The organism is Streptomyces sp. DSM 40750, assembly GCF_024612035.1.
Lineage (GTDB): Bacteria > Actinomycetota > Actinomycetes > Streptomycetales > Streptomycetaceae > Streptomyces.
The window spans coordinates 6,100,726-6,122,351 of sequence record NZ_CP102513.1; the positions used below are offsets into that span (position 1 = coordinate 6,100,726).

At 72.0% G+C, this 21,626-nt stretch carries 15 protein-coding genes; 7 read left to right on the forward strand and 8 right to left on the reverse strand.

From position 1 onward, the window contains the following. Positions 1 to 2: 2 nt before the first annotated feature. Positions 3 to 1,433 carry a type VII secretion integral membrane protein EccD gene (gene eccD / locus JIX55_RS27250; protein ID WP_257565895.1) on the reverse strand — a complete coding sequence of 477 codons (1,431 nt, stop codon included), beginning with the start codon at positions 1,431 to 1,433 and terminating at the stop codon, positions 3 to 5. A gap of 329 nt (positions 1,434 to 1,762) precedes the next feature. Here eccD and eccCa point away from each other — a divergent pair, with 329 nt between their 5' ends. Next, entirely contained in the window at positions 1,763 to 5,758 is a 3,996-nt protein-coding gene (gene eccCa / locus JIX55_RS27255) for a type VII secretion protein EccCa (protein WP_257565896.1), read from the forward strand. Positions 5,759 to 5,895: 137 nt separating this feature from the next. On the opposite strand, the gene JIX55_RS27260 is transcribed toward eccCa, so the two are convergent. Beyond that, on the reverse strand, positions 5,896 to 6,918 hold the full coding sequence (locus JIX55_RS27260; RefSeq protein ID WP_257565897.1) for a S8 family serine peptidase: 1,023 nt from the start codon (positions 6,916 to 6,918) through the stop codon (positions 5,896 to 5,898). Positions 6,919 to 7,288: 370 nt separating this feature from the next. Between JIX55_RS27260 and JIX55_RS50960 the strand changes: the two genes are divergently transcribed. Beyond that, positions 7,289 to 9,226 (forward strand): protein kinase domain-containing protein, encoded by a 1,938-nt coding sequence (locus JIX55_RS50960; RefSeq protein ID WP_306820037.1) that lies wholly within the window; start codon positions 7,289 to 7,291, stop codon positions 9,224 to 9,226. 102 nt (positions 9,227 to 9,328) lie between these two features. On the opposite strand, the gene JIX55_RS27270 is transcribed toward JIX55_RS50960, so the two are convergent. After that, positions 9,329 to 10,351, reverse strand: a complete 1,023-nt coding sequence (locus tag JIX55_RS27270; RefSeq protein WP_257565898.1) for a hypothetical protein — start codon at positions 10,349 to 10,351, stop codon at positions 9,329 to 9,331. A gap of 216 nt (positions 10,352 to 10,567) precedes the next feature. Between JIX55_RS27270 and JIX55_RS27275 the strand changes: the two genes are divergently transcribed. Next, positions 10,568 to 11,119 carry an RNA polymerase sigma factor gene (locus JIX55_RS27275; protein ID WP_257565899.1) on the forward strand — a complete coding sequence of 184 codons (552 nt, stop codon included), beginning with the start codon at positions 10,568 to 10,570 and terminating at the stop codon, positions 11,117 to 11,119. Positions 11,120 to 11,185: 66 nt separating this feature from the next. On the opposite strand, the gene JIX55_RS27280 is transcribed toward JIX55_RS27275, so the two are convergent. Further along, positions 11,186 to 11,758, reverse strand: coding sequence for an AMIN-like domain-containing (lipo)protein (locus JIX55_RS27280; RefSeq protein WP_257565900.1), 573 nt, complete (start codon positions 11,756 to 11,758; stop codon positions 11,186 to 11,188). Between the two features lie 335 nt (positions 11,759 to 12,093). Here JIX55_RS27280 and JIX55_RS27285 point away from each other — a divergent pair, with 335 nt between their 5' ends. Then, positions 12,094 to 12,939, forward strand: a complete 846-nt coding sequence (locus JIX55_RS27285; protein ID WP_257565901.1) for a hypothetical protein — start codon at positions 12,094 to 12,096, stop codon at positions 12,937 to 12,939. Positions 12,940 to 12,962: 23 nt separating this feature from the next. On the opposite strand, the gene JIX55_RS27290 is transcribed toward JIX55_RS27285, so the two are convergent. Both JIX55_RS27290 and rutA read right to left on the reverse strand, forming a co-directional pair. Beyond that, complete coding sequence (locus JIX55_RS27290) at positions 12,963 to 13,712, reverse strand: hypothetical protein (RefSeq protein WP_257565902.1); 750 nt, start codon at positions 13,710 to 13,712, stop codon at positions 12,963 to 12,965. A gap of 93 nt (positions 13,713 to 13,805) precedes the next feature. Further along, a complete protein-coding gene (rutA, locus tag JIX55_RS27295) occupies positions 13,806 to 14,882 on the reverse strand; it encodes a pyrimidine utilization protein A (RefSeq protein ID WP_257565903.1) in 1,077 nt (358 codons plus the stop codon). Between the two features lie 152 nt (positions 14,883 to 15,034). On the opposite strand from rutA, the gene JIX55_RS27300 reads away from it, so the two are divergent. Continuing rightward, entirely contained in the window at positions 15,035 to 17,950 is a 2,916-nt protein-coding gene (locus tag JIX55_RS27300) for a SpoIIE family protein phosphatase (protein ID WP_257565904.1), read from the forward strand. Positions 17,951 to 17,968: 18 nt separating this feature from the next. Here the strand turns inward: JIX55_RS27300 and JIX55_RS27305 are convergent, their stop codons facing one another. Next, positions 17,969 to 18,358: a glycosyltransferase gene (locus tag JIX55_RS27305; protein WP_257565905.1), complete on the reverse strand. Its 390-nt coding sequence runs from the start codon at positions 18,356 to 18,358 to the stop codon at positions 17,969 to 17,971. 186 nt (positions 18,359 to 18,544) lie between these two features. Next, entirely contained in the window at positions 18,545 to 20,179 is a 1,635-nt protein-coding gene (locus JIX55_RS27310) for an alpha/beta hydrolase (protein ID WP_257565906.1), read from the reverse strand. Positions 20,180 to 20,444: 265 nt separating this feature from the next. Between JIX55_RS27310 and JIX55_RS27315 the strand changes: the two genes are divergently transcribed. Continuing rightward, on the forward strand, positions 20,445 to 20,951 hold the full coding sequence (locus JIX55_RS27315) for a hypothetical protein (protein ID WP_257565907.1): 507 nt from the start codon (positions 20,445 to 20,447) through the stop codon (positions 20,949 to 20,951). 171 nt (positions 20,952 to 21,122) lie between these two features. After that, positions 21,123 to 21,596: a carboxymuconolactone decarboxylase family protein gene (locus JIX55_RS27320; protein WP_257565908.1), complete on the forward strand. Its 474-nt coding sequence runs from the start codon at positions 21,123 to 21,125 to the stop codon at positions 21,594 to 21,596. The last annotated feature ends 30 nt before the right edge of the window (positions 21,597 to 21,626 follow it).

Genomic DNA, 21,626 nt, shown 5'->3' on the forward strand with positions numbered 1-21,626 from the left:
CGTCAGCTCCACATCTCGCGCAGCGCGGGGAGCACCCCGAGGTCGATCAGGACCAGCGGGAGCAGGGCGACGGCCGCCAGCGAGTGCAGCAGATCGGCGGCCCGGCCCCAGTACGGGATGAACCGCCGGCCCGGCACATGCCACGCGGCGACCACAAGGCCCGCGCAGGCCGCGGCGGCGACCGCGAGGGCGATGCCCCGGGCGGCGGCCCCGTCCGCCCAGACGCCGACGACCGGCAGCAGCAGGGCGCCGTAGCAGCCGGGCAGGACGACGGCCAGGTGCTGCCGGGCGCTGGTCATGCCCCGCCCGTGCAGGACGAGCAGCAGGCTGAGCACCCCGCCGAGGGCGTACGGCTCCCAGCCGCTGCCCGCCGACAGCGCGGTCAGGCATGCCACGCACACGAGGCCGGCGGCCCCGTACAGGGCGGTCATGTAGCGGTCGGCGACGGCGGTACGGGTCAGGATCGCGCGGGCGGGCAGCGGGTCGATGCCCTCCTGGAGCTGGGCGGCGTTGGTCGGCAGCGGCGGCAGTGCGAGCCCCGACAGCCGGAAGGAGATGACGGGGACGAAGGTGCCGAGGAGGGCGGTGAGGGCGGCGATCGACCCGGCGGTCTCGGAGGGACCGAGGCCCGCCGACAGCCCGATGATCCCGGCGGCAGCGCCCAGCAGGCACACCAGTACCACCGCCGCGAACAGCGCGGCAGTCGCCGCGGCCGCCGACACCGCGAGCACCGCGCCCCCGGCCGCCGCGGTCGCCCCGGCGAGCAGCCGCGCGCCGAGCAGCTCGGGTCCCTCGGGACCGGACGGCACCAGCCAGCCCGCGAGCCCGAAGAACGGTACGGCCAGCACCCCGAGTACGGTCCCGACGACCGCGTCGCCCATGGCCCGCGACGCGGCGAACGCGCCGAGCAGCAGCAGGACGCCCAGGCCCATCGCGACCCCGGACCGGACCCCGGCGACATCCATGCCGGCGAGGACGACGAACCCGGCGGCGAGCGCGGCCACCGCGAGACCGAGGAGCAGCCGTCGGGTGAACTCCGGCCGCCACTGGTCGGACCGCTCGCCCATGCCGGTCGAGACGCCGTCGATGAGGTCGTCGAAGTGGACCGGCGGAAGCTGCTCGCGCCGGGGCCGCAGATAGACGGTCTCCCCGTCCCGCAGGCCCAGTTCGGCCGGCGTCGCGTCCTCGTCGAGCGCGGGCGACCCGAGCCGTTGAAGCACCCAGCCGCCGTGTTCGAGCCCGCTCTCGTCGAGGCTCGTGCCCTCGGGCGCCGCATGGCCGACGAGGGCCGGCAGGAGATCGGCGAGCGCGGCGTCGGACGGCACGGCGATGTCGATGACCCGCTCCGGGGCGTGCACCACGAGCCGGGTGAGCTCGGCGACGATGACGCCGACGTTGGCTGTGCCGTTGGCTGTGCCGTTTGCTGCGCTCACGCGACCCTTCCGTTTCCACCGGGGACGGAACTCTCCGAACGCCAGCGAAGCTAGCCCGGCCTCGGCCGCCTCCCCGAGTCCCGGACGACTTCCGTTCCCCATCGGCCCCTTGTCCGTGCCTGAAAGGGAGCGGCCCGGCTCGGACGGGGCACATGGACGGACGCCGTCGTCCAAAACTGGGGGTCGTCGACCGGGGCCGTCTTTCAGGGGCGCGGGACTGTGCCGATCTGCGGCTCCGCCGCGTGGGCGCGACCAGCCCCCACTCACCCGCCACTCACCCGCAGACAACCGAAAGCCCGCGTACCGCCCCGCCCCGAGAGGACCCACGCGTGAGTCTCCTACTGTTCCGCCGCCCCCCACGCCGCCCCGGCCCCGAGGCCCCGGGCGGCCAACTGGAGCTCCAGGAACCCCCCGTCCTCCCGGAACGCCAGAGCGGCCTCTCCGCCCTGTTCACCTACCTCCCGATGGCCGTCGCCTCACTCGGGATGGTTCTGATCTTCGTCCGCCCGGGCGGCACCGGAGGCAACGGCGTCTACATGTACTTGATGGGCGGCATCGTGCTGCTCTCCACCGTGGCGATGCTCATCGGCCAGCTCGTGCGCACCGCGAGCGAGCGCAAACAGCGCGTCAGCGGCGACCGCCGGGACTACCTGCGCTACCTGTCGCAGAGCCGCCGCCGGGTGCGCGAGGTGGTCGTACGCCAGCGCGACGCGCACGCCTGGCGGAACCCCCACCCGGCCGCCCTGTGGTCGGTGGTGCGCACCACCCGGCTGTGGGAACGCCGGGCCGGGCACGGCGACTTCGGGGAGGTGCGGCTCGCGGTCGGCGAGCAGCGGCTCGGCCTGCGTCTGGCCCCGATGCAGACCAAGCCCGTCGAGGACCTCGAACCGCTCGCCGCGCACGCCCTGCGCCGCTTCATCCGCGCCTACACCTCCGTCGCCGACCAGCCCATCGCCGTACATCTGCGCGGCTACGAGCGGGTGCGGCTGCGCGGCGACATGGACGCGGCCCGTGCCATGGTCCGGGCCGTCCTCGCCCAGCTCGCCGTCTTCCACGCCCCCGAGGAACTGCGGATCACGGTCTGCGCGGGCGACGCGGAACTCGCCCACTGGGAGTGGACCAAGTGGCTGCCGCACGCCCTGCACGCCACCACCGTGGACGGCGCGGGCCAGCGCCGGCTCATCGCGGCCACCACGTCCGAGCTGGAGGAACTGCTCGGCGACGACTTCACCACCCGCCCCCGCTTCGACCCGGGGGCGGCCCCCGCCATGGACGAGCCGTTCACCGTCGTCCTCCTCGACGGGGCCGAGGTGTCCGCCAACTCCCGTCTCTCCGGCGGCGGTTACCGCAACTGCGTGGTCATCGACGTCGACGGCTCGCTGCCCTGGGAGAACGGCCCGCACATCCTCGGCCTCGACATCACCCCCGACCTCCTGCAGATGGCCGGCCAGGACCGCAACGGCCGCGAGACCACCTCACCCCTCGGCCGCCCCGACGCCCTCAGCCCGGTCCGCGCCCGCGCGCTGGCCCGGCTGCTGGCCCCGTACCGGATGAGTGTGGCCTCCGAGATCACCGAACCACTCGCCACGGACTTCGACCTCACCACCCTGCTGGGCGTCCCCGACCTGCACACCTACGACATCTCCCGGCTCTGGGAGCACCGCGGTCCGGGGGAGAGCGACCATCTGCGCGTGCCCGTCGGCATCGCCGCCGACGGCTCTCCCGTCGAGCTCGACATCAAGGAGTCCGCGCAGAACGGCATGGGCCCGCACGGCATGCTCATCGGCGCCACCGGCTCCGGCAAGAGCGAACTCCTGCGCACCCTCGTCTCCGCGCTGGCCCTGACCCACTCCTCCGAGGTGCTCAACCTCGTCCTCGTCGACTTCAAGGGCGGCGCCACCTTCCTCGGCCTGGAACACCTCCCGCACACCTCCGCCGTCATCACCAACCTGGCCGACGAGGCCGCCCTGGTGACGCGTATGCGCGACGCCGTGCACGGCGAACTCATCCGCCGTCAGGAGCTGTTGCGGTCGGCCGGCAACTACAGCTCGCTCCTCGAATACGAGCGCGCACGACTGTCCGGCACCCCCCTGGACCCCCTGCCGTCGCTCTTCGTCGTCGTCGACGAGTTCAGCGAACTCCTCGCCGCGCACCGGGACTTCATCGACCTGTTCGTGATGATCGGCCGTCTCGGCCGCAGCCTCGGCGTCCATCTGCTGCTGGCCTCGCAGCGCCTCGACGAGGGCCGGGTGCACCAGTTGGAGTCCCACCTCTCGTACCGCATCGGCCTGCGCACCTTCTCCGCGATGGAGAGCCGGGGCGTGCTCGGTGTGCCCGACGCCCACCAGTTGCCCTCCGCCCCCGGCAACGGCTTCCTCAAGAGCGACCAGGCCACGCTGACCCGGTTCAAGGCCGCGTACGTCTCCGGCCCGTACCGCGCGAAGCGCCAGGCGGCCCAGATCGCCGTCGGCCCCGGGGGAGTGGTGCGCTACGACGCCGGATACGTCCTGCCGGCCCATCCGGCGCCGGATCCGGACCCGGGCATTGCGGACCCGGACTCCAACGGCCTGCCGGACGAGGAGGAGACCGAGAGCCTCCTCCAGGTGGCCGTGAACCGTCTCCACGACCTGCCGGGCAACCGCCCCGCCCACCGCATCTGGCTCCCCCCGCTCTCCACCGCCCCGACCCTCGACGAACTCCTTGCCGCCCAAGCCGAGTTGGAGGCGACTCCGGACGACAACTACCGCGCCGTACGCCCCCACGGCAGCGGCCTCCGTATCCCCGTGGGCATCGTCGACCGCCCCTTCGAACAGCGCCGGGACCCGCTGCTCGCCGACCTGAGCGGCGCGGGCGGCCACGTCGGCATCGCGGGCGGCCCGCAGAGCGGCAAGAGCACGCTGCTGCGCACCCTGATCACGGCGCTGGCCGTCACCCACACCCCCCGCGAAGTGCAGTTCTACTGCCTGGACTTCGGCGGTGGCAGCCTCACCGCCCTCACCGGCCTGCCCCACGTCGGCTCGGTCACCGGCCGAGTGGACGTGGAACGCATCAACCGCACCGTAGGGGAGATCACCTCTCTCCTCGCCCGCAGGGAAACGGCGTTCGCGGCCGAGGGCGTCGACTCGATGGCGACGTACCGCCGCCGCCGGGCGGCGGGCGAGTTCGCGGACGACCCGCACGGGGACGTCTTCCTCGTCATCGACGGCTGGTCGATTCTCCGCCAGGACTTCTACGACCTGGGCCAGACCATCATCCAACTCGCCGCCCGGGGGCTGAACTACGGCATCCACCTGATGGTCGCCTCGCCCCGCTGGGCGGACATCCCGTCCGCCCTGCGCGACCAGATAGCCAGCAAGTTCGAGCTGCGCCTCGGCGACGCGGTCGACTCGATCGTCGGCATGCGCAAGGCCCAGGAGGTCCCCAGGATCGCGGGCCGCGGCCTGACCGAGGACAAACACCACTTCCTCACCGCCCTGCCCCGCATCGACGGCAGCGGCACCCCCGCCGACCTCACCGAGGCCACCCAGGCCCTCGTCACCGCCGTCCGCGAGGCGTGGGACGGCCCGGCCGCCCCCTCCGTACGCATGCTGCCCGCGACGCTCGCGGTGAGCGAGCTGCCCCCCGCCGAGGGCATCCGGATCCCCCTGGGCGTGGAGGAGAACGAACTGGCGCCGTTCTGGCACGACTTCGACGCGACGCCGCACCTGATCGTGGTCGGCGACACGGAGAGCGGCAAGACGAACCTCCTCCGCCACATAGCCCGCTCCATCACCGCCCGATACACCAGCTCCGAAGCGCTGTTCGCCATGGTCGACCTGCGCCGCGAGCTCTACGACGCGGTCCCCGAGGACCACCGTCTCAGCTACGCGGTCTCCCTGGACGCGGTCCGCGAGATGGCCGCCGCGGCCGCCGCCGCGATGGTCCCCCGCATCCCGGGCCCCGAGATCACCCCCGACCGGCTGCGCGACCGCGACTGGTGGCACGGCCCCCAGGTCTTCCTCCTCATCGACGACTACGACCTGGTCAGCGGCAACACCTACGGCTCCACGCCCTTCGACCCCCTCCTCGAACACCTCAGCCACGGCGCCGAAATGGGCCTCCACCTCATCGTCGCCCGCTCCGCTGGCGGCGCAGGCCGCGCCATGAGCGACCCCCTCCTCCGCCGCCTCATCGACGCCAACACACCGAGCGTCCTGCTCTCCTGCCCCCCGTCCGAGGGCATCCTCTTCGGCGACGTCAAGCCCCGCGAGTTCCCGCCGGGGCGGGGGCTGTGGATCTCACGGCGGCGTACGACGCAGGTGCAGACGGCGCTGTCGGAGGAGTAGACGGTGTTGTCGGAGGAGTAGGCGGCGCTGTCGGAGGAGTAGAAGGTGCTGTCGGAGGAGTAGGCGGCGGGCCGTTGCGGCGGCGGGCGCCCCGATGCATCGCTCAGCCGACACCCCCGCCCGCCCCGACGCATCGCTCAGCCAAGTCCCCCCGCCCGCCACCCCCGAGCCCGCCCCCGGGGTACGACCACTCCCAGGGCCACCGCGATCACGGCCAGGAACGCCGCGCCCCCGGCCACGACCCACGCGGTCCGCCCCGACATGACGCGTGGCCGTTCCGGCACCCGGTACGAGTCGTTCGCGCCGGCCCGGGCCACCGCACCCGGCGACGGCTCGTCCACCGCGATCCCGGAGACCGCCTCCGCCGGGTCCACCAGGCCGTACCCCGCCAATGGATCCGGCACCGTCCCGTCGGCCCGTACCGCGGTCGCCCGGAGCCGTTCGACGACCGCCCGTGCGGACAGCGAGGGATCATGCGCGCGCACCAACGCGGCCGTGCCCGCCACGAAGGCCGCCGCCACCGCGTCCCCGCCGCCCACGAAGTGCCCGCCGCCGGGCCCGGCCCCGACCACCCGGTCCCCGGGCGCGACCAGATCCGGAGGTGAGGACAAGGCCTTGCGCCCGGTGGGGTACGGCCCCCCGTCCACCCCGACGGCGGCCACGCCGACGACCCCGGGCAGCGCCGCCGGATAGGCGGCCGCACTGCTCTGCGGCCCTCCGGCCGCCGGAGCGACCACGACGACGTCCTTCTTCACGGCGGCGGCGACCGCCGCCCGCAGCCGCTTGCTCGACGCCCCGTACGCCACCGACACCAGCACCACGTCGGACCCGCCCCGCACCGCCGCGTCGACACCGGCGGCGATGGCGTCCGCGTCCGTGGACCCCTCGGCCGTCGTGGCCCGCACCCCGAACACCCGGGCGCGCGGCGCGACCCCCACGAGCCCGACCCCGTCCCGCCGACCACCGGCGACGATGCCCGCGGCGAACGTCCCGTGCCCCACACAGTCCCGCTTCCCGTCCCCCGCCGAACGCCCCTTCAGCCCGGCCGCCCCGGCGTCCACCCCGGTGTCCACGATCCCGACGGTCACCCCGTCACCCAGGCTCAGCTCCTGCGCCCGCCGCAGCCCGAGCAACTGCTGCGCCCACGGCGTCCGTTCCACGACCACCTTCGAGACAGGGGTGCAGCCGCCCTCCGCGCCCACCTGGTCGGGCAGGCGCGGCAGCGCCGGCTCTTCCGAGGCCGACGACGAAGCCGGAGCTGACGCCGCGGCTCCGGCTCCGGCTCCGACAGGCACGGCGGCGTGGGCACCCGTAAATCCCCCGGCCCCCAGCACCGCCGTACACCCGAACACGACCCCGATCCCACCCCTGACACCCTGCTGCCACCTGCGCACGTTCCCGCACCCTCCCTGCCCTCGCCGCTCTGCCCTTGTCGCTGTTCCATGGGGGTTCGATGCGACAGCCGGGCCGAAAGTTCGGAGCCGCCCCCCTGGATACGTGGCGGCAATGTGCGTACCGCATGGTGGTGCCATGCAGTTACCCCACAACATCGGCCGCTACCGGCTGGAGAAGCGGCTGGGTTCCGGGGCCTTCGGTGTCGTCTGGATGGCACACGACGACTCGCTCCAGGCACCCGTAGCGATCAAGGTCATGGCCGACAACTGGGCCCACCGGCTGGACCTGAGGGAACGTTTCCTGTCGGAGGCCCGGCTGCTGCGGCAGGCCGCCTCGCCCCGCGTGGTGCAGGTCCACGACATCGGCGAACTCCCCGACGAACGCCCCTACTTCGTCATGGAGTACGCCGACGGCGGCACCCTGGAGGACAGGCTGGCCGACGGTCCGCTGCCGCCCGACGAGGCGCTGCGGCTCGCGACGGAGGCGGCCCGCGCGGTGGCGGTGCTGCACGAGGCGGGCATCCTGCACCGCGACATCAAGCCGTCGAACATGCTGCTCCGCTCGGAACTCGGCGCCGAGCGGCCCCGTCTGCTCGTGGCCGACCTCGGCCTCGCCAAGAGCCTCGCGCATGCCTCGGGTCTCACCATGACGGCGGGTTCGGCCGGATACATGGCCCCCGAACAGGCCGAGCCCGGCGAGGGAATCGACGCCCGCGCCGACGTCTACGGCCTCGGCGCCCTCGCCTACCATCTCCTCACCGGCACCGTCCCCGCGTCGCCCGGCAAGGTCGTCCCACCCGGCACCCTCCGCCCCGGCCTCCCCGCGCGCACCGAGCAGTCGATCATGCGCGCCCTGGAGACGAACCGCGACCTCCGCTGGCCCACCGCCACGGCCTTCGCCAATGAACTGGCCGACCTGGCAACCCAGTTGCCGGACACTCCCGACGCCCAGTCGACCGGTGCCCCCGGTGCCCCCGATGCCTCCGCCCCCGCCGCACCCGGCGCCCCCGATGCTCAGGCGACCGGCTCGTCCGTCGCCGAGCCGACTGCTGGTCCTGTCGCCGAGCCGACTGCTGGTCCTGTCGCCGAGCCGACTGCTGGTCCTGTCGCCGAGCCGACTGCTGGTCCTGTCGCCGAGCCGACTGCTGGTCCTGTCGCCGAGCCGACTGCTGGTCCTGTCGCCGAGCCGACTGCTGGTCCTGTCGCCGAGCCGACTGCTGGTCCTGTCGCCGAGCCGACTGCTGGTCCTGTCGCCGAGCCGACTGCTGGTCCTGTCGCCGAGCCGACCGCTGGTTCTGGCGCCGGGGAGACCGCCACCCCTGCTCCCGAGCCGATCGCAGCCTCCGCCGAGGCCCAGGTGGCCGACGCCCCGGCGCAGGGCAACGGCGTACGCGGGGCCCGGCGGCCAAGGCGCCTCCTGCTCACCGCGGCGGCGGTGGCGTCGCTGGCCGGTCTCCTGGCCGGGGCCGGCTGGTTCGTGCTCGACGGCCGGGGGACCGCGACCACCGCGACGCCCCGCGCCTCGAAGAACTCCCCGTCTCCCTCCGCCTCGCGGAGCCCCGCGCCGGCGAACCCCGTGTCCGCCTCGCCGAGCAGCACATCGGCATCCGACCGGTCGTCGAAGTCGCCCACCCCCACCAGTACGGACAGCACCGGGAACGCAGGAGGGGCAGAGGTCACCAAGGCCGCGGGGAACGCCCTCTCCCCCTCCACCTCGCCCTCGAAGTCGGCCACGCCCGACTGGACGACCACCTGCGTCCAGCCCAACTCGCAGATCTCCGCCGGTCAGTCCTGGCGCACCAACCGCACCCGGATGGTCATGCGGACCAACGGCGACCTGGTGATCTACGACGAGGACGACCGCGCCCGCTGGTCCTCCGGAACCACCGGCAGCGGCAACAGGGCCTACCTACAGGGCGACGGCAACCTCGTCGTGTTCGGCGCGTCCGGTGAATCGCTGTGGCACAGCGCGACCCAGGGTCACGACGGCGCGGTCCTCTGCCTGGGCGCGGACGGCAACGTCAACATCATCTACCAGGACCGGGCGATCTGGTCCGCCGGCACGGGGCACTGATCGGCCCCCGCGCCCCACGCCTGCCGCAGCGCGGCCCGCACATCCTCCTCCGTCTCCTCCACCTCGACCTCTCCCACGTCCTGCTGCACTCGCCGGAGCGTTTCAGCCACCGGCCCGACCCATGTCCTCATCCCCGTCGCCATCCCTGCCCCCATCCGCGTGCCTGCCTTCCGCCGCGACGATCAGCCCGGGAAGCCGACCCCGCGGCCCCCTGTCGTCACCGGAAGCGGGCGGCGGTCCGGGTACGGCCCGCGCCCCGGCCACGGCGGCCCCGGAACCACTCACCGCCCCGGAACCACTCACCGCCCCGGAACCACTCACCGCCCCCGAACCACTCACCGCCCGCTCCAACTCCACCACCGTGCTCCGGTCCAACCACGGAGTCGCTCCACCGTCGCCGTCACTGTCGCCGTCACCGTTGCCGTTGCCCGCGGCACCGGCGACCCCAGGGCGATCCTCCCCACCCGGTTCCTCCGGGAAGAGTTCACGCATCAGGACCAGGGCACGGGGCCCCTCGGTCACCCCCAGCACCTTGAACCGGGTGCCGGGCAGGAAGACCACCCGCTCCGGGTCGTACGGGTCGACCGCTCCCGTACGACGGGCGGTCAGCGACCACACCACGAACCCGGGCCCACCCGCACGGATCGCGCTCGGCGACGCCGACGCGGCCCAGAAACCGCGCTCGGTGACGATCCGGTTCTCTCGATACCAGTCCGCCGCCGGCCCGGCCACACCGTCATGGGCGACTGCGGCGGGGCCACGGTAGGCACCCAGCCTGCACAGTCCCGAGGCGACACAGCGGGCGAGCGGCATGTGCGCGCCCAACTCCCCTTCGGGCAGCGCCTCGTCGAGCCACGCCGACTCCCCGGACAGGTAGAGATGTACGGCCGCCAGATCGGCGAGCACACCGACCCGGTCCTCCCGAAGGCCGCCGGGAGGACCGGGTCGGGCCTTCCGGGGCTCGGGCAGTACCCGGGCCGCCACCTCCATCGCTCCCCGGAATCGCTCGCCGTACCTGCTCCGGACCCGCAACCGGTCCCTGGCGATGCCGACCCCGCCCGTCGCCACGATCCGTGCGACGGCACTCGGCACCGGCTGCACCCGGAGCTCGGTGGTGATGCTCACGACTCGTGTCTCCCTGAGAAGCGGACTGCGGAAGCGGACTGCGGAAGCGGATGGCGCGGGCGCCGTCGGCGACTCTAGGAATGGGCAGCGGTCCACAGGGGTTCACAGGGTGGGAGGGGGTACGGAAGGGCAGCCATGTCGTCCCGTTCGTACCGCCCGACGCCGTAAACTCGGCCGACGTAGTTGCCAGTTGAACAAGTTGCCCGGGAGTGATTCGTGCCGCTCGCCGCCGACACCGAAGCCCTCGCCGTGCACGCGGCGGCAGGTGACCAGGAGGCCCTCGACACCCTCCTCCAGGCGATCCGGCCGGAGGTGCTCCGCCGCTGCGGACGGTTCCTGCCCTGTCGGGAGGACGCCGAGGAGGCGGCGCAGGACGTGCTGCTGCAGGTGGCGCGCAAGATCACCACGTTCCAGCGGCGCAGCCTCTTCAGCACCTGGCTGCACACCGTGGTCGCCAACTGTGCCCGCCAGAAGTACCGTGAGCTGAAGCGGCGGGCCGCCGAGCAGCCGTTGGCGGCGGAGGAGGCCCACCGGGCGGACCCGCGCACCACGAGCGTGATCGCGGGATCGCGCATCGACCTCCTGGAGGCCCTCGAACGCCTCGACCGGGACCACCCCACACTGGTCGCGCCCCTGGTCTACCGGGACATCTGCCAGATGGAATACGCCGAGATAGCCGACCGCACCGGCCTCCCCCTCGGCACGGTCAAGTCCCGCCTGCACACCGCCCGCCACCACGTACGCCAGTGGCTGAGGCCCACGCTCTGACCGCCGCCGCACGGACGGCCGGGGCCAAGGCCGAAGCGGCCGAGGCCCCGTGAGGGCGGCGATCCGCTAGTTCCAGCTGTGGGCCACGTCGACCACCAGCCGGTCGGGCAGCTGGATCACCCGGAACGGCAGCCGGGCGCGGACGCCGAGGCCTATCTGGGTCTCGCCCTCGAAGCTGCCGGCGAACCGGGTGTCACGGAAGGTGCGGTAGCCGGAGATGTTGACGCCGGGCAGGGGCTGGGCCACCTTGCCCGGGTACGCGACCCCGCCGGTCTCCGGGTCGTAACTGGGCGCGCCGACCCGGAGTTCGAGGATGGCCCCGCCGCTCACCGGGATGGGGTCGCCCGAACCGACCTGGTGGAGCCGGTCGACGTACTGGACGTAGTAGCCGATGTGGTCACCCCCGCCCGGGACGTCGAACACGATGCGGTCGAAGCAGTCGTGCCGGCCGGTCCTGATGTTCGACAGCGGCACGGCGCCGCTGTCGGGGCTGCCCTTGGTGCCGCTGCCCCAGCCCGTCGGGCAGGCCGCGGCGGCCCGCGAGGCGCCCCCCGGCGCGGCGCTCGCGGTGGCCGCCGCCGTCCCGAGCGCGGTCCCCGCGAGCGCGAGTGCCACCAACACGGTTCCGATTCGTCGCATGTTGTCCCCCTTGGTGAAGTAACGCTGCAGTGGCGCTGTTATCAGGGGAGACGGCCCGGTATGGCGGAAGGTTGTATGCCGGGGGACGCGGAAGTGTCCCAGGACCGTAACAGCGGATCCGGCCGCCGCCGGGAGACGTCCGAATTTCCCCGGTTCGGGTGTCCGGTTGTGCCGCCTTGTTTCCCTTTCCTCCTGGGCGTTTGACAGGTGAAGCATCGGAAATCGATAGTACTTACCGGCGGGTAAGAACGCTTTCCCCCATCCCCGAAAGGGCGAATACTTCAGTGACGGAAAACAAGGCTCAGTCCCGTTCCGGTTCCTTTTCCCGTTTGCGGGTGCGGCGTGCCGCAGCGGTCGGCGCGGCTCTTCTCGGCGCGGTGGCGAGCGTTTTCGCGACGCAGCCCGCGCACGCCGCCGGCCCCCATGGCGCCGTGAACATCCGGGGCCAGGAGCCCTGGAACACCGACGAGATGATGGCGCGGGTCTGCGGCACCGATGGCGACACCGGCTACCAGGACTGGTACGTCAATGTCACGACCGGCGAACTCCGCGACCACTCCGCGTGGCGCGAGGCCCCCGTCTGGCACAAGGACGACGGCAAGTGGACGCTCCAGCCCGGCTGGGAGCGCTTCGAGGGCCGCTGTGAGTACCCCGTCGCCGCCAGCTGGACCTACCGCGCCGCCTGGCGCCCCATCAGCGAGACCCGCACCAACTGCACCGACAGCGGCTACAGCCTGGAACTCGCCCGCGAGTACGCCACGTCCAGGTCGTACTCCCACACCGTCGGCGGCTCCACCAGCGTCGAGTCCTCCATCGGCGACTGGTTCGGCGTCTCCGCCGAGGCCTCCTACAGCTATTCCTGGGCCATCGAGAACTCCGTCGCCGTCACCAACAACGACGTCATCGAGATCGGCCCGAAGAAAACCGCCTGGATCGAGGCGAGCCCCACCAAGCGTGTCGTCCGCGTGAATCCGGTCTTCAAGGTCGAGTCGTACACCTGGAATTCGACCGGAAAGCGCGAGGACGTCGTCGACGTCACTTCCTGGCGCGGCCGCGGATACGACCGCATTTACTCCTACGGCAATTACATCGACGGCGTCGCCGACGAACTCAAGAACGACGGCACCCCGCTGATGACCTTCCGCAAGAAGGACCGTTCCGCCGGAACCGAATGCGACTGACCCGCACCCCCGTCACCCGCTGATCACTGGACCGGCGAGCCGCTCCGCTCGGTGTGGTGGCGGGCCGCCGGGGCGGGGGACGGGACCTTGCGGAGGAGCGGGGTCGCCGTGCCGCGGCCGGAGCCGCCGGACGGGGGCCGGCTCACGTACTGGCTGTGCAGGCTGTCGTCGATCCGCCAGAGGATCCCGGTGGTGCGGCCGGGGGGAGCGGTCGGGTCGAGCTTGGCCGTGAAGGAGGCGAGGCGGTCGTAGAGGGTCTTGCAGCGGGCGCCGTTGGCGGTGATCTCGGCGGTCGTGGCCTCGCGGAGGGTGTCCAGGAGAAGGACGAGGTTGTGGCCGGAGAGCAGGATGTCCTGCATGCCGCCGTCCGCCTTGGTGATGCGGCCCGGCGGCAGGTTGGGGTTCGCGGTGAAGTGGGCCGCCCTGCTCGCGTTGGGACCGACGCGGTCGTACGGATCGCGCGTGCTCTGGGTCCAGCCGGGCTCCCAGACGCCGAACGCCGCGCGGGCCAGGAAGGTCCAGGTGTCCTCGTGGCAGCGCAGCGTGAGGTACGAGACGCCGGCCGCGCGCTGGAGCGTGCCGTTGTGCTCTTCGAGGGCGACCCGGTTCGCGGCGAGGGCCGCCTGGAGGATCGCGCGGTCCTCCTCCCGCCAGAGTCGTTCCTGCTCACCGCGTTGAGCCAGCAGCTCCCGTTTGATCTGCTGGTTCTTCGCGTACTGCTCGACGAACGTCTTGATCAACGTCCTGAGCGACGTCGTGAATGCCTTGAACATCTTGAACATGGCGCCTGCTGAGGTCGGGCCGGACATCCTGGTGTCGCAACAATCTGGTGTCGCAGCGGCCCAACGACGTTCATCAGATCTTGGTCACGCGGACCGCCCCGCCCGCGACCTCATCAGCGGCTGGATCCGCGTGCCGAAGTTCTCGAGGCCGGCCAGGAAGTCGTCGAAGACGAGCATGATCCCCTTCGTGCCGTTGATCTCGGCGACCTCGTCGAGCATGCTCGCGACCGTCTCGTAGGACCCGACCAGCGTGCCCATGTTGAAGTTGACCGCGCCTTCGGGGAGGACGATCGTGCGGGCGGTGGAGGAGTCGTCGGCGGTGGTGTCCGAGGCCGACTCGCCCGCCATGTAGGCGAGGGCCGCGTGGTCCGCGTTGTCGTGGTAGTCGCGCCACTTGGCCCGGGCGGCCTCGTCCGTCTCGTCGGCGATGACCATGAACAGGGACAGGGCGCCGACGTCGCGGCCGGTCTTCTCCGCCGCCTCGACCAGCGTCGCCGTGGAGCTGGAGAGGGCGAGCGGGGTGTTGACGCCGCTGCCCAGGATGAAGCTGTAGTCGGCGTGCTCGGCGGCGAACCGCATCCCGGTCCCGCTCTGCCCGGCGGCGACGATGTCGATGTGGCCGTTCGCCGGGCGCGGGGACAGCACGCAGTTGTCCATCTCGTAGAACTCGCCCTTGAAGTCGCTGACGCCGTCCGTCCACAACTCCCGCATGACGGTGACGTATTCGGCGGCGCGCGCGTACCGGTTGCCGAAGTGGGCGTCGCCCGGCCACAGGCCCATCTGGGAGTACTCGCCGGGCGCCCAGCCGGTGACGATGTTGACGCCGAAGCGGCCGGGGGCGATCGAGTCGACCGTGACCGCCATACGCGCGACGATCGCCGGCGGGAGGGCGAGGATCGGGGTGGAGGCGTACAGCCTGATGCGGTCCGTCACGGCGGCCAGGCCCGCCATCAGCGTGAACGACTCCAGATTGTGGTCCCAGAACTCGGTCTCGCCGCCGAAGCCCTTGAGCTTGATCATGGAGAGCGCGAAGTCGAGGCCGTGCTCCTCGGCCTTCCGCACGATCGCCTTGTTCAGTTCGAAGCTCGGCAGGTACTGCGGTGAACTCTTCGATATGAGCCAGCCGTTGTTGCCGATGGGGAGGAAAACACCGATGTCCATGCCGCCCATGATCCATGATGGACGAGTCAACTCACTCTGGAATCCGCACTGTTGAGGCGGGCGCCCGGCGCCGAGGACGACACGGGGGGAGTCGCTGTGCAATTCCTGTGGCGGACTGCCTTACGTCTGGATGGACCGTTAAAGTCTGCCGTATGAACGCACGGCTGGCCCTGCTCAGCACGGTGGATCCCGGTGTCGCGGAAAGCGAGGTCTTCCGGCTGGCACTCCAGCACGCGGTCGGCGAACTCGGCGCCCTCGGGGGCATGATCCACCTGCGGGGTCCCATGTCGGCGCTGCGGCTGGTGTCGGTCACCGGCCTTCCGCCCGCGCTCACCCGTCCATGGGAGATCATCGACCAGGAGGGCCCGCTGCCCCCGGCCCGCGCCCTCCACCAGGGCAGCGGATCATGGTCGCCGCTGGGCTCCATGGCCATCGCCTGGCCCGGCACCGGCCTCGTCGCCTTACCCGTGTCCAGCGGCGACCGCACGATAGGCGCGCTCACCGTCCTCACCGGCGCCCGGGGCGAACCCACCGACGAGGAATGGGAGTTCCTGCGGGCGCTCGTCGACTGGACCGAGAACCGCATGGCGCAGGCGCCACCACCGTCCGGCCCCGCACAGGCCGAGCTGAACGGCGAGCGGCTGCGGCAGGCGCTGAAGGAGGTCAGCGTCGGCTCCTGGGACTGGAACATCCGCACCGGCGACCTGATCTGGGACGAGGCCGCCCTGGAGCTCTACGGCACCAGACCGTCCGAGTTCACCGGCAAGATCGACAACTGGATGCGGATCGTCCACCCCGACGACCTCGCCCCCACCCTGGCCGCCGCACAGCAGGCGATACGCGACCACGGCGTGTACGAGGCGGAGTACCGCGTACGGCGCCTCGACGGCACGTGGGGCTGGACGCAGGCCCGGGGCCGGGCGACCTACGACGAGCAGGGCACACCCCACCGGATGATCGGCGTGGGGTGGGAGAGCAGCGAGTCACGGTCCGCCCGGGACGCGCTCAGCCGGGCCCTGCGGCACATGAGCGACAGCTTCCTCGCCGTCGACGGCGACTGGCGGATCACCTTCGCCAACCTGGAGGCCGAACGCACCCTCGGTCTCTCCGAGGAGGAGCTGTTCGGGCGCGTCCTGTGGGACCTGCCGTCCGTACGCGGGACCCCCGGCCTGGAGAGTCGCTGCCGGCAGGCCGCCGCCGGGGAGAGACCTTCCGGGTTCGACGTATCCATGCCGGACCAGGGCCGCGTGTACCACCTGCGGCTGGTCCCGGGCCCCGACGGCCGCACCATCTACTTCACCGACGTCACCGAGAAACGCCGGCTGGAGGAGGAACACCGCGACGCCGAGCGCGCGGCCTCCGAACGGGCCGACCGCATCGCCGCGTTGACCGCCGCGCTCGCCAAGGCGACCACCTCCCAGGACGTCGTCGACGCGGTCGCCCACCGGGTGCTGCCGCCGTTCGCCGCCACCGGACTCCTCGTCCAGACCGTCGAGGGCGGCCGCCTGCAGAACGTCGGCGCCGTCGGCTACTCGGCCGAGTTCATCAGTCTCGTCAACCACAGCCCCAGGACGCCGTACGGTCCCGCCTGGGACGCGATCAACTCCGGTACCCCGGTCTTCATCTCCTCGCCGCAGGAGTACAACGCGTACGTGCCCCAGCACGCCGACCTGCTCGCCCGGTCCGGCAAGCAGTCCTGGGCGTTCCTCCCGCTGACGGCGTCCGACCACACCTTCGGGGTGTGCATCATCTCCTTCGACCGGCCGCGCCGCCTCACCGGCGAGGAACGCACCCTCCTCACCGCGATCAGCGCCCTCCTCGCCCAGTCCCTGGAACGCGCCCGGCTCTACGACCTCGAACACACCCGGTCCCGCGAACTCCAGCGCGCGCTGCTCCCGCAGGACCTGCCCGCCCTCGCCGCCTGCGAGTCCGCCGCCCGCTACCTCCCCGCCGGCCAGGGCATGGACGTCGGCGGCGACTGGTACGACGTCATCCCGCTCTCCAGCGGCCAGGTCGCCCTCGTCGTCGGCGACGTCATGGGCCACGGCCTGTCCGAGGCCGCCACCATGGGCCGGCTCCGCACGGCCGTCCACACCCTCGCCGACCTCGAACTGCCCCCCGACGAGATCATGAGCCACCTCAACGACATCGTCGGCACCATGGGCGAGGAGTCGTACGTCACCTGCCTGTACGCCCTCTACGACTCCACCACCCAGGTCTGCTCCATCGCCCGCGCCGGACACCCCCCGCCCGCCCTGGTCCGCCCCGACGGCACCGTGCACTTCCCGGAGCTGACCGCCGACCCGCCGCTCGGCGCGGCCGAACCGCCGTTCGAGACGGTGGAGCTGACCGTGCCCGACGGCAGTCTGCTCGTGCTCTACACCGACGGGCTGGTCGAGTCGGCGAAACGGGGCATCGACGAGGGCATGGCCGACCTGGCCCGGCTGCTGCGCACCGCGCACGAGGACGGCACCGCCACCGACCTGGAACGCCTCTGCGACACCCTCACGCACGGCCTGCTCCCCGCCGAGCACCCGGCGGCCGACGACGCCGCGTTCCTCGTCGCCCGCCTGCACGCCCTGACCGACGACCGGATCGCCTCCTGGTCCCTCCTCGACAACCCGAAGGCGGCCGGGCAGGCCCGCCGCCACGTCCGCGAACAGCTCGCCGTCTGGGGCCTGGACGACCTCGCCCCCACCACCGAACTCCTCGCCAGCGAACTCGTCGGCAACGTCGTACGCCACGCCAAGGGCCCCGTCCGCCTCCGCCTCCTGCACGGCTCCGCGCTGGTCTGCGAGGTCTTCGACGGCAGCCTCACGATGCCCCGAATACGCCGGGCCACCGACACCGACGAGGGCGGCCGGGGCCTCCAGCTCATCACCGCGCTCTCCCAGCGCTGGGGCACCCGCTACACCACCACCGGCAAGTGCATCTGGACCGAACAGTCCCTCACCGGCCCCGACCCCCACCGCGCCCCGCCGGCCGACCCGCTGGAGCTGATGTTCCTGACCCCGGAGGGCTTCGACGGCGACCTGGACGCGCTCTCCTTCGGCGACCTCGACCTCTAGCGCCCGCCGGTCCGTGGGTCAGCCCGCGGCGCTCCGCTCGATCAGGTCCGCGGCCCTGCGAAGGCCGTCGCGCGCCCGGATCGTCCCGCCGGCCTCGTCGAGGGTGCGCCGCAGCGCGGTGTCGGCCGGCAACCGGTCGAGGGCGCCGTGGAGTTGGGCGTCGGTGAAGCTGTACGGGTCGAGGCGGACGCCGTAGCCGAGTTCGGCCATCCGCTGGGCGTTGTCGTACTGGTCCCAGAACAGCGGCAGCAGGACCATCGGCTTGCCGAAGTGGAGGGCCTCGGTGGTCGTGTTGTTGCCGCCGTGCGTGATGACGAGGTCGACCAGCGGCAGGACGCTCGTCTGCGGGAGGAACTCCGCGCCCCACATGGTCGGCGGCAGCTCGATCTCCTCGTGCAGCGGGCCCATGGAGACGATGCAGCGGTGCGGGGTGCGGGCCAGCCGGGCCCCGGGCGAGCCCTGGACATGCGGGACCCCGGGGTGCCGGCCGTGGAGGGGCGGGCACCCCGGGGTCCGGGGCAGGGCGCTCGGTGCACGGAGCCGGTCGGTTCACGGACCGGTCGGCGCACGGGTGCCCGTCAGCTCAGGGACCGGTCAGTCCACGGAACCGATGCGCTCCACGCGCTCGTTGACGCCGTTGCGGAGTTCGCCCAGGGTCGTGCCGGGCGGGGCCGTCTTCGGGGTGGAGGACGGCGGCTGGGTCTCGTCCGCGCAGGTCGTGCCGGAGGCCGGGACCTTCAGATCGACCAGGTAGCCGGTGACCGCGTCCGTCGCGCAGGCGCTGCGGCCGAACGCGGTGTGCCCCTCGGCGTCGAACGTCAGCAGCGAGGCGTTGTCGAGCCGCCGGCTCAGGGCGACCGCGTCCTGGTACGGGGTGTCCGGGTCACCGGTGGTGCCCATGACCAGGATCGGCGACGAACCCTTCGCCCGGTAGGAGCCGTCGTAGCGGCTGACCCGCTCACCGGGCCACTGGACGCACGCGGTGGCGTGCTGGTGGTCGTACGTCGGCGGGCCGTACGCCATGGCCGGGCCGAGCAGCGGCGCCGCCTTCGCGTTGGCCGTGACGTTCCGCTGCAACTTGCGCAGGCTGCGCGGGTACTCCCGGTCGACGCACTCGACGACCACGTTCGGGCCGAGGAAGTCGAAGCTGGCCGGGGACGGCGGCCGCAGCAGGAACGAGGTGTTGTCCCGCAGCTGCGCCTTGCGCAGGGCCGCGCCGAGCGACGGCCAGATGACCTTGCCCTCGTTGATGTTGAACATCAGCCGGTAGACGAGGGTGTAGCCGTTGGCCTTCCCGCCGCTCGCGGTCGTGACGGGGTTCGCGTCGAGGTCGCCCTTCAGCTTCTCGAACGCCGCGCGCGGGTCCCCGTCGCCGAAGCCGCAGGTCGCCTGGTCGGCGGCGCACCAGTCGAGGAAGCGGCTCATCGCGCCGTCGAGCGCCAGGTACTGGGGCCGGTCATAGGCGTACGGGCGGTTGGCGTAGTGCACCGGGTCGTACGCCCCGTCGAGCGCCAGCGCCCGCACCCGCTTCGGGAACAGCGCCGCGTAGACCGTACCGATGTACGAGCCGAACGACCGCCCGTAGTAGGTCAGTTGCTCCTCGCCGAGCGCCTGGCGCAGCAGGTCGATGTCGCGGGCGACGTACTCGGTGCCGACGTACGGCAGCAGGTCGCCCGCGTTGTCGACGCAGGCCTGGTTGAACTCGGCCGCCTCGCGCAGCGCCGGGCCGAAGGCGTCCGGGCCCGGGACGCCCTTGGCGTCGGTGACGGCCTTGGTGTAGCGGGCGTCGTCGAAGCACGTCAGCGCCGAACTGCGGCCGACGCCGCGTACGTCGTAGCCGAAGACGTCGAACGAGTCGCGGAGAGCGGTCGGCAGGTCGTCGTAGTTGTTGCGGACGAAGTCCACCCCGGAGTTGCCGGGCCCGCCGGGCTGCATGAAGAGCGTGCCCTTGCGCTTCGTCTGGTCGGCGGCCTTCTTGCGGACCACCGCGAGCGTGATCGTGCGGCCCTGCGGCTCCCGGTAGTCCAGCGGCACGTCGGCGTTCGCGCACTCGAAGCCGCCCTGGCAGTCGGTCCAGGTGAGCGTCGGCACGGGCGGAGTCGGTGGTGTCTTCTGCGAGGCCATGGCCTGGGTCGCCGTCCCCGTCCCCGCGAGGACGAGGGCGGTGAGCGCGGCCCCGACGAGTCTGAGCCGCGCGAAGCGTCTCGGTGCGGGATGCTGCGTTGTCATCTGGGTGTTCCCCCCTGGGCTGTTGATTCCCCAAGCACTCACTGGTCAAGGTGAGCTCGGAGCATGTCTAGCTCAAGAGAGGGGAAACTGGCCAGAGAGGTGCCGCTGTGGCCGACTTTCCACGGGATCTCTCTACGGGATCTCTCCTCTACCCGGCGGTAGTTACCGTCTTCGGCCTTCGCTTCGTAATGTTGGGAACGTCCCTGGCCGGTATCCAGTGATGGGGCCCGGCCGGACCCCCCACGACCCCGAAGGAACCGCGCACGTGCCAACCAAGAACAGTCGTCTCCGGGTTGCCCTTCTCACCGTCGCCGTAGCGGTCGCCGGCCTCGCCCTGGCGGGTCCCGCCGCGGCGGCCACGCCCCAGACCGCCACGACGGCGTCCACGGCCCAGCAGACGCCTGCCATACCCGTCGACTTCGTGGACCTCGCCACCAGCCCGCTCGCGGCGGACGGCGAGACCCACGAGGTCACCCTCACCTACCGCAACGACTCCACGACGGACCGGACCGTCGCCCCGCAGCTCCTGGTGGAGTCGCCGGACGCGGGCCCGTTCCTCGACCCGTCGGACATCGAGGTCGAGCGCCGCACCGCCGGCGGCTGCTGGGAGCCCGTCGACCTCGGCACCCAGACCGGCACCCTCTTCACGGACCTGTCCACCGCCCAGCGCACCCTGCGGGCCGGCGAGACCCTGACCGAGGTCTACCGCCTCACCGCCACCGACCCGGCGGCCCAGGGCACCGTCCACCCGAGGGTCGCGCTCTTCGACTGATAGCTGATCGCTGGCCGCTGACCGAGTGGGGGCGCCCTCCGAGTGTGTGAGGGCGCCCTCTTCTGTCCCTCTTCTGCCCTGTGTCGCAGGTCACATTCGTACGTGTCACATCCGGCCCGTCCTGTTCCGTCGATGGTGTGTAACCGCAAACGACGGCACAAGGAGCCCGCCATGGAAGCACGACTGAACCTGCTCGCCAGCCCGGTCGCCGGCAAGCTCGTCAAGCACCTCGTCGCGGCGAGCAAGACGATCGATGAGACGGGGCTGCCGATCGCGACCCAGGAGCTGGTGAGGATCCGCGCCAGCCAGATCAACGGCTGCGGGTTCTGCCTCGACATGCACACCAAGGAGGCCGCGCACGCCGGGGAGACCGCCCAGCGGCTGAACCTGATCGCGACCTGGCGGGAGGCCAAGGTCTTCACCGAGGCCGAGCGCGCCGCCCTGGAGCTCGCCGAGCAGGGCACCCGTATCGCCGACGCGGCCGGCGGTGTCCCCGACGAGGTCTGGGAGAACGCCGCCAAGCACTACGACGAGGACCAGCTCCTCGGCCTGGTGTCCCTCATCGCCCTCATCAACACCTTCAACCGGCTGAACGTCATCGTGCAGCAGCCGGCGGGCGACTACCAGGTGGGCATGTTCGGCTAGCCGGGAGGCGAATGAGGAGCCCCCGGGTCT

What these genes read in the sequence shown, in the direction of transcription:
- rutA (WP_257565903.1), bottom strand. Translation starts at nt 14,882, where the DNA reads ATGGACATCGGTGTTTTCCTCCCCATCGGCAACAACGGCTGGCTCATA.
- JIX55_RS27320 (WP_257565908.1), top strand. Translation starts at nt 21,123, where the DNA reads ATGGAAGCACGACTGAACCTGCTCGCCAGCCCGGTCGCCGGCAAGCTC.
- JIX55_RS27310 (WP_257565906.1), bottom strand. Translation starts at nt 20,179, where the DNA reads ATGACAACGCAGCATCCCGCACCGAGACGCTTCGCGCGGCTCAGACTC.
- JIX55_RS27305 (WP_257565905.1), bottom strand. Translation starts at nt 18,358, where the DNA reads ATGGGCCCGCTGCACGAGGAGATCGAGCTGCCGCCGACCATGTGGGGC.
- JIX55_RS27300 (WP_257565904.1), top strand. Translation starts at nt 15,035, where the DNA reads ATGAACGCACGGCTGGCCCTGCTCAGCACGGTGGATCCCGGTGTCGCG.
- JIX55_RS50960 (WP_306820037.1), top strand. Translation starts at nt 7,289, where the DNA reads ATGCAGTTACCCCACAACATCGGCCGCTACCGGCTGGAGAAGCGGCTG.
- JIX55_RS27290 (WP_257565902.1), bottom strand. Translation starts at nt 13,712, where the DNA reads ATGTTCAAGGCATTCACGACGTCGCTCAGGACGTTGATCAAGACGTTC.
- JIX55_RS27280 (WP_257565900.1), bottom strand. Translation starts at nt 11,758, where the DNA reads ATGCGACGAATCGGAACCGTGTTGGTGGCACTCGCGCTCGCGGGGACC.